Annotated in this window: 7 protein-coding genes (1 of these 7 running past the window's edge); 3 read left to right on the plus strand and 4 right to left on the minus strand. The window is 41.9% G+C overall.

Features of this window, described 5'->3' with window-relative positions:
* Positions 1 to 33: 33 nt before the first annotated feature.
* Together ACSLBF_RS02925 and recQ are read right to left on the minus strand one after the other, a co-directional pair.
* Complete coding sequence (locus ACSLBF_RS02925) at positions 34 to 327, minus strand: DUF3630 family protein (protein WP_440055127.1); 294 nt, start codon at positions 325 to 327, stop codon at positions 34 to 36.
* Positions 327 to 2,141: a DNA helicase RecQ gene (gene recQ, locus ACSLBF_RS02930; protein ID WP_440055128.1), complete on the minus strand. Its 1,815-nt coding sequence runs from the start codon at positions 2,139 to 2,141 to the stop codon at positions 327 to 329. The genes ACSLBF_RS02925 and recQ overlap by 1 nt, the downstream gene beginning before the upstream one ends.
* Positions 2,142 to 2,323: 182 nt before the next feature.
* On the opposite strand from recQ, the gene rarD reads away from it, so the two are divergent.
* The gene (rarD, locus tag ACSLBF_RS02935; protein WP_440055129.1) at positions 2,324 to 3,220 is read left to right on the plus strand and encodes an EamA family transporter RarD; all 897 of its coding nucleotides are present in this window, start codon (positions 2,324 to 2,326) and stop codon (positions 3,218 to 3,220) included.
* On the opposite strand, the gene ACSLBF_RS02940 is transcribed toward rarD, so the two are convergent.
* Both ACSLBF_RS02940 and maoP read right to left on the minus strand, forming a co-directional pair.
* On the minus strand, positions 3,209 to 4,444 hold the full coding sequence (locus ACSLBF_RS02940) for a diguanylate cyclase domain-containing protein (RefSeq protein ID WP_440055130.1): 1,236 nt from the start codon (positions 4,442 to 4,444) through the stop codon (positions 3,209 to 3,211). The two genes, rarD and ACSLBF_RS02940, sit on opposite strands and share 12 nt — an antisense overlap.
* 117 nt (positions 4,445 to 4,561) lie before the next feature.
* The gene (gene maoP / locus ACSLBF_RS02945; protein WP_440055131.1) at positions 4,562 to 4,933 is read right to left on the minus strand and encodes a DUF413 domain-containing protein; all 372 of its coding nucleotides are present in this window, start codon (positions 4,931 to 4,933) and stop codon (positions 4,562 to 4,564) included.
* A gap of 87 nt (positions 4,934 to 5,020) precedes the next feature.
* Between maoP and ACSLBF_RS02950 the strand changes: the two genes are divergently transcribed.
* Both ACSLBF_RS02950 and ACSLBF_RS02955 read left to right on the plus strand, forming a co-directional pair.
* A complete protein-coding gene (locus ACSLBF_RS02950; RefSeq protein ID WP_440055132.1) occupies positions 5,021 to 5,869 on the plus strand; it encodes a LysR family transcriptional regulator in 849 nt (282 codons plus the stop codon).
* Between the two features lie 164 nt (positions 5,870 to 6,033).
* On the plus strand, positions 6,034 to 6,929 hold the 5' portion of the coding sequence (locus ACSLBF_RS02955) for a porin (protein WP_440055133.1). 34 nt of this gene lie beyond the right edge of the window; only the first 896 of its 930 coding nucleotides appear in the window; its start codon is at positions 6,034 to 6,036; its stop codon lies off the right edge, out of view.

A 6,929-nucleotide genomic window follows, 5' to 3' on the forward strand; every position in this document is an offset into this window, starting at 1 on the left:
AAACCAATATAAGAGCTTTATAAAAGTGGGTACTTACTTTTGTGGCAATAATTGCGTATACAGAGTTTGCAGTTTTTGCTCTGCGTCGGCACCTTCTGCAGACACCCAAATGCTCTCGCTGTAATGCTCGAAGTTTAGGGTAAAGGAGCTGTTTTGATAATTAAATCGCCATTGATGTCTATCTGCACCTTGGTTAAATTCAGTTAGCTCAATGTCATCATGGTGAAGAAATATTTTTCCCCATAACTCAAACTCGTCATCGTTCAACGGCACATCGAGCGCAACTAAAAGTAGTTGGTGTTTAGTATCAAAAGTGATTTGAGTCATTAGTTTCGTTCCAAATAGTTTCTGATAAGTTGCATAAATGGGGCGCCGTATTTACTTAATTTGGTAAAGCCAACCCCCGATACTTTTAGGAATTCGCTGTCATTGGTCGGCATTTGTTGTGCCATTTCTGCCAATGTTTTATCACTAAAGACTACATAAGGTGGTACATCATCTGCGTCAGCAAGCTCTTTACGAAGGGCGCGTAATTTGGCAAACAGTTTTTTGTCGTAGTTAAAGTTAGCCAACTTGTCTTGATAGACGTGACGGGCAACGAGTCGTGGCTCTGCCAGTTGTAAACTATATTCACCACGTAATACCGGCCTGGCGGCTTCGGTTAAGCGTAACGTGGCACCTTGGGTAATGTCCTGTGATAGCAATCCATGATGGATAAGCTGGCGCAAAATACTCAGCCAAAATTCATTACTATGGCTTTTTCCAATGCCGTATGTTGAGAGGGTATGATGGTTTTGCTCTCGAATTCTGACGGTGTTTGCGCCGCGCAATAAATCAACAATATAGCCCAAGCCAAATCGTTGTTCTGCACGGTAAACGCAAGACAATGCCTGCTGGGCAACGGTGGTGGCATCAAACTGTTTGGGAGGGTTTAAGCAAATATCACAGTTTCCACAAGCTTCTCTTTTATATTCACTGAAGTAGTTCAGTAGAATCTGTCTTCTACAGGTTTGTGCTTCTGCAAAACTAGACATAGCGCTGAAGCGCTGCTCTTCGACTTTTTTACGTTGTTCGTCTGGAATGTCTTCAAAAAAGCGTCTTACTCGACCAATATCGGCGGGATCAAAGTACATAATCGCTTCTGCTGCTAGCCCATCACGGCCAGCTCGACCGGTTTCTTGATAGTAAGCCTCAATACTTTTGGGGATATCATAGTGCACTACAAAACGTACGTTTGACTTGTTAATTCCCATGCCAAATGCAACAGTGGCGACGACGATGGTGATATCATCTCGGGCAAAGCTGTTTTGCACAAAGGCACGTTGATCGTTATCCATTCCGGCATGATATGCAGCAGCGTTAAAGCCGGCATCAACCAGCTTTTCCGATATATCATCAACCCGTTTTCGACTACTACAATAGATAATCCCGCTCTGACCCTGTTGTTCTTTTAGATAGCGTATTAGCTGTGATAACGGTTTAAACTTTTCTTCAATGGTGTAACGAATATTCGGACGGTCAAAACTCCCGGTATAGATAAATGGGCTCTGCATGCCCAACTGCGAGGTAATGTCGTTGCGCGTCGCCAAATCTGCTGTAGCCGTAAGCGCCATCATCGGTGTTGTTGGAAAATAATGACGCAGTTCATTGAGACGATAGTAATGCGGCCTGAAGTCATGTCCCCAGTGAGAAACACAGTGGGCTTCATCAATTGCAAACATGCTAACTACTGAGTTCTGCAAGCGGTTTAAAAAGTCTCGTTGCAGCACTTTCTCTGGCGCAACATATAGTAGCTTAAGCTGACCATCACTGATGGCGTTATAGATTTTTTGCTGCTGCTCCCAATCGACCGCATTATTAATAAAGTCGGCTTCAACACCGATGGCCTTGAGCTGTGCAACTTGATCTTGCATGAGCGAAATAAGCGGTGATACGACGACAGTTAATCCTTCAAGGATCACAGCCGGAACTTGGTAACATAGCGACTTTCCACCACCGGTTGGCAGCAAAACAAGCGTATCCTGACGATTGAGACAGGCATTAATAATGTCTAACTGACCATCGCGAAAAGTGCTATAGCCAAAAACGTCTTGTAGTACCGTGTGAGGGTCTTTAATTGAGTTGGGATTGAGGCTTTCCATCGCGGCTATTCTAGAGTCTTTTTCTGGTTTTGTCTTTGCTTTTTAGCTGCACAACAGGGAGAGAGGCATTGTTTCACTGGTTTTCTGGGGGATGCCCTTAATGTCAATAAACTTTCATCGCGATAGGTGGTGAAAAACTGTATAATCCGCGCTCCTCATTACTTCTATAATGTAAGGTCACCATGACAGCAGATCACGAACAGAAGAAAGGCCATATTCTGGCAATAATGGCATTTCTGATGTGGGGAATCGCACCCATTTATTTTAAGCAGTTAACCCAAGTCGATGCGCTAGAAATCTTAGCACACCGAATTATTTGGTCGGTACTTTTCATCGCGGTCATTATTTTGCTGCGCAAGCAATGGGACAAAGTGAAAGTGATTATCACGTCTCCCAAAAAAATGGCAATGCTGACGCTGACCGCAGCCTTGCTTGGCTTTAATTGGGGGTTGTTTATTTGGGCTGTCAATAATAACTATATGCTTGATGCGAGCTTGGGCTATTACATCAACCCATTATTAAACGTACTGCTTGGCATGCTATTTTTAGCTGAAAAATTACGGAAGCCACAGCGCATTGCGGTGGGCTTGGCTATTTTAGGTGTGTTGTTACAGCTAGTCAGCTTTGGTTCATTCCCAGTGATTGCATTTTCACTGGCTTGTTCGTTTGCAGTTTATGGTTTGCTTCGTAAAAAGCTGGCTGTAGAGTCTTTACCAGGTCTACTGCTTGAAGCGCTTATTTTACTGCCCGTTGCCATTGCCTACTGGTTTTGGATGGAACCAACAGCAACGAGTGATATGCTGATAAATGATTGGTATTTGAATGTGTTATTGGTGAGCGCTGGGGTTGTCACAACACTGCCTTTACTTTGCTTTACTGGCGCGGCAAAACGCATTCCTTACTCAACTTTAGGCTTTTTCCAGTATATCGGGCCAAGTCTAATGTTTGTGTTAGCAGTAGTAGTATATGGTGAAGCCTTTAGCGCAGAAAGAGTGGTCACTTTTGCATTTATCTGGACGGCCCTTGCTTTGTTTAGCTGGGATTCGTTCCGGAATAAAACTAAACCGCTAGCAAATTAACTGGTTTCTACCCGCTTCTTTGGCTTCATACAGTTTACTATCAGCCAGTGTTATCAATTGGTCTATGCTATTAGTTACCAGCTCGGCAAGACCAATTGAAATCGTAAAATGAATCCCTTGAGTTGTTAATGAGCGAGAGTTTTTCTCTAGGAATAAGCGAAACGCTTCAAGTCGTTCAATACACTTTTGTTGCTCTTCATTGTCAAAGAAGATAGCAAATTCTTCTCCGCCAAGCCTGGCGACCAAGGCAATATCAAAATGTTTTACAAACGCTGTCCCGAGCGCTTGTAAAACTGCGTCACCGCAGTCATGGCCGTGTTCATCATTGATAAGTTTGAATTTATCAATATCAATCATGGCGAGGCGACATGGTTGGCCTTTCTTTGCTCTACGTGTAAGCATTTTATCGACATGAGTAAAGAAATAGCGACGATTAGGTAGCGAAGTTAAGTAGTCGGTATTTGCCTGACGACGGATGGTTTGAATGTACTCTAACGTGTCGACGTTTTGGCTTAAGCGACAGTAAAATTCTTCTGGGTTGAACGGCTTTCGCAAATAGTCATTCGCACCATTTTTCAAAAATCGCGTTGACACCGAATTTGAGTCTACCCCCGAAATACCGATAATCGCTTTATCATCGTCGGTATAAAGTCGGCGAATTTCAATACATAGCTCTTCACCGCGCATATTGGGCATCTCGTTGTCGGTAATGATCACCGAAATATCAGGCTCTTCTTTTAATACCGCTAATGCTTCAATACCATCACCGGCTTCGAAGACTTGATACTTGTGACGCTTAAGTAGCGCAGAAATCAACGTTCGACTGGACTTAGAGTCATCAACTACAAGGGTTTTAACTTTTTCATTTCTAGGTAGGCGCTCTAATTGCTTTCTAAGGTAGTGATAGGCTTGTTTGTTTTCTTTGGTGATGTAATCAATGACAGGGTGTTGCTCGACGATCTCTCGAGTCTGCGCATCAAGGTTTCCTGTCATAACAATAGTAGGAATACTCTTAGCGATGGTAAATGGTATCGCTTCTCCTTTGGGAGCATCTGGCAGTACAAAGTCAACAATGGCACAAAAATAACGATTATGAGCCATTAGCTCTTTGGCTTGTGCCAGGGATCCTGCGACGTCAGCTTCATACCCAATAGCTATTGCAATATGCGCCTGTACCCTAGCAATAGTTGGCGTATCTTCAATAATTAAAATTTTGCGTGCCACAGTTAAACCGCAGATAGTTTTGATGTATATAGTTAAGCGTAAATGGTTGAGAAATCAATAGCAAGGGAATAAATTGGAAGAGGTTAGGAGCAATGCACTAACATTGCCCCCCAAATTTTACAGCTCGTCGTCGATGTCTACAGAGATGGCAACGCTGTTGTCATTCTCAACCTTTGAGCGACCAAATAACGTATGAAATTTGGTTTTACAGGTTGTGAGTTTCAAATATTTGGTCCACGTTTTCTCTATTTGGTTTGTTGCGGGGATAACACCTTCCATTACCTGAACAAACTGAGATTGAAAACTATTTTGCGGTTCTAGTGCTTTGCTGTATAAGCTCTTTAGTGTTGCGCCTACTTGCTCGAGAATTTCCGCTTCTTGCAGTGTGAAATGTCCACTACGGCTAAACCCTCTGGGAAAGTTTGCGTCATCGTAAAAGGCTCTGGGACTTGCAAATGCATTTTTCAAAGTTGCTAAGTTGTGATCCATAACGGAGTCCTCTGCTACTAATTGGCAGGAGTATGGATCAATAATCAACTTTTTTTAAACGAGTAATTTTTATCGTCAGGAAGAAAAATGGACATAGATCTATTAAAAACTTTTGTCGAAGTGGTGAAAACCCGTCATTTTGGGCGCGCTGCTGAAAATCTATATATCACTCAATCAGCTGTGAGCTTCAGAATAAGGCAGTTGGAGCAAAGTTTAGGTGTTAATCTATTCATTCGGCAAAGGAATAATATACAGCTTACTGCACCGGGTGAAAGGCTGTTACCGCACGCCAAAATGATACTTACAGGGATGCAAAGGGCGAAAGTAGATGTTGCGCTAGCTAACACCATGCATAAACAGATATCTTTAAGTGGTACGCCAAATATTTGGGATGCATTTTTGCAATTTGGTATTAATCATATTGTTTCTGCAATGCCTGGCGTATCTTTGGTCGCCGAAATTAAAGCACAGCAAGAAAGTACAAGGCTGTTGTTAGAGAGAACCTTGGACTTAGCAGTACTGTTTGACCCGCCAAAAGTAGATGAACTGATTGTAAAGTCAATTCGTGATTTGGCAATAATTCCCGTAAGCACATTCGACTCGACAACAAAAGAAGACTTTTTTGATAGGCAGTATGTATATGTTGACTGGGGAACTGCGTTTTCACTGTGGCACGCAAAGCATTTTAATGGTGCAACGCCCCCTTATTTTAGAACAAGTACCGGACGTATTGCATTAGATCTGATATTGCAATGCGGCGGTTCAGCATTTGTTCCAGAAGTGCTCGCTTTAGAGCAAATTGAAAATGGTCAGCTTTATCATATTGAAGAAGTAGAGAGTAACTCTCGGGAAATATTTATTGCATATCATAAAGACAATGAGCAGATAGAACAGATCGAGACTATAGTGGGATTGCTAGGTACGTTGTCACAGTAGTTTTGTTACGGTTTCGTCCCTAAAATGACTTTTTTATTACGGTATTCTTAATATTAAATGTCACTTTTTTTTCAATAAGGCTTCAAGTGTAATATTTTTGTCATTTTACACTGTCAAAATTCGCCTGTTTTAAAATTACGTGTTGCGATACTGAGGGTAATAACATGAATCTGACTAAATCGGCATTAGCTCTGTCACTTCTTAGTGCTTTAGCATTTCAAGCAAATGCAGAAGTAAATGTGTATGGTAAGGCCAATGTGTCAGTGCAGTCATCTGATGATGGCGCCGGCTCATTTACAGAGATTAAAAGTAATGCTTCTCGCTTTGGTTTCAAAGGATCAGAAAAGTTAGACTCTGGACTAGAGGTAATCTACAAGCTTGAATTCCAAGTTGATGTTTCAGACGCTGATTCGAAAAATGGCGATGACAATATTAGTGCGAGAAACCAATATGTCGGTTTAAAAGGAAGCTTTGGTGAAGTTGTAATTGGTAGGAATGATACCGCTTTTAAACAATCACAGGGCAAGCTTGATTTGTTCAATGATTTAGAAGGTGACATTAAAGTTTTATTCAAGGGTGAAAACCGTCTCGGTAATTCTGTTTCTTACAAGTCAGCAAGCTTTAATAACTTCAGAGTGCTAGGTAGCTTTATCGCTGAAGACAGTGCCGAAGGCGAAAATGGCTATTCAGCAGCGCTGACGTACGGTGACAGTGCATTTAAATCTAGCAATATATATGTCGCAATGGCCGTAGACAGTGAAGTAAAAGGGTATGATGCAGTCCGTCTATCTGTTCAAGGTAAAATAGATGCGCTAAAACTTGGTGCTATGTACCAAACACAAGAGAAAGTGAATGGTTCAGGTGAAGCAGACGGCTACTTGGTAAATGCAGCTTACAAATTAGGTAGTGCAACGCTTAAAGCACAGTACCAAGTTATTGACCCTGACAATGGTGATGAAGTGGATGGTATTTCTGTTGGTGTCGATTATAAACTTGCTAAAAATGCAAAAATTTACGGTTTCTACTCTACATTCGATGCAGATAATCAAGTAGAAAAAGA

Origin of the sequence: Pseudoalteromonas sp. T1lg65 (assembly GCF_051930985.1) — a bacterium.
In the GTDB taxonomy this organism is placed as follows: Bacteria; Pseudomonadota; Gammaproteobacteria; order Enterobacterales; family Alteromonadaceae; genus Pseudoalteromonas.

Bases quoted from the DNA above. Each gene is read 5' to 3' on its own strand.
- ACSLBF_RS02925 (WP_440055127.1), bottom strand. From the start codon at position 327: ATGACTCAAATCACTTTTGATACTAAACACCAACTACTTTTAGTTGCG.
- recQ (WP_440055128.1), bottom strand. From the start codon at position 2,141: ATGGAAAGCCTCAATCCCAACTCAATTAAAGACCCTCACACGGTACTA.
- rarD (WP_440055129.1), top strand. From the start codon at position 2,324: ATGACAGCAGATCACGAACAGAAGAAAGGCCATATTCTGGCAATAATG.
- ACSLBF_RS02950 (WP_440055132.1), top strand. From the start codon at position 5,021: ATGGACATAGATCTATTAAAAACTTTTGTCGAAGTGGTGAAAACCCGT.
- maoP (WP_440055131.1), bottom strand. From the start codon at position 4,933: ATGGATCACAACTTAGCAACTTTGAAAAATGCATTTGCAAGTCCCAGA.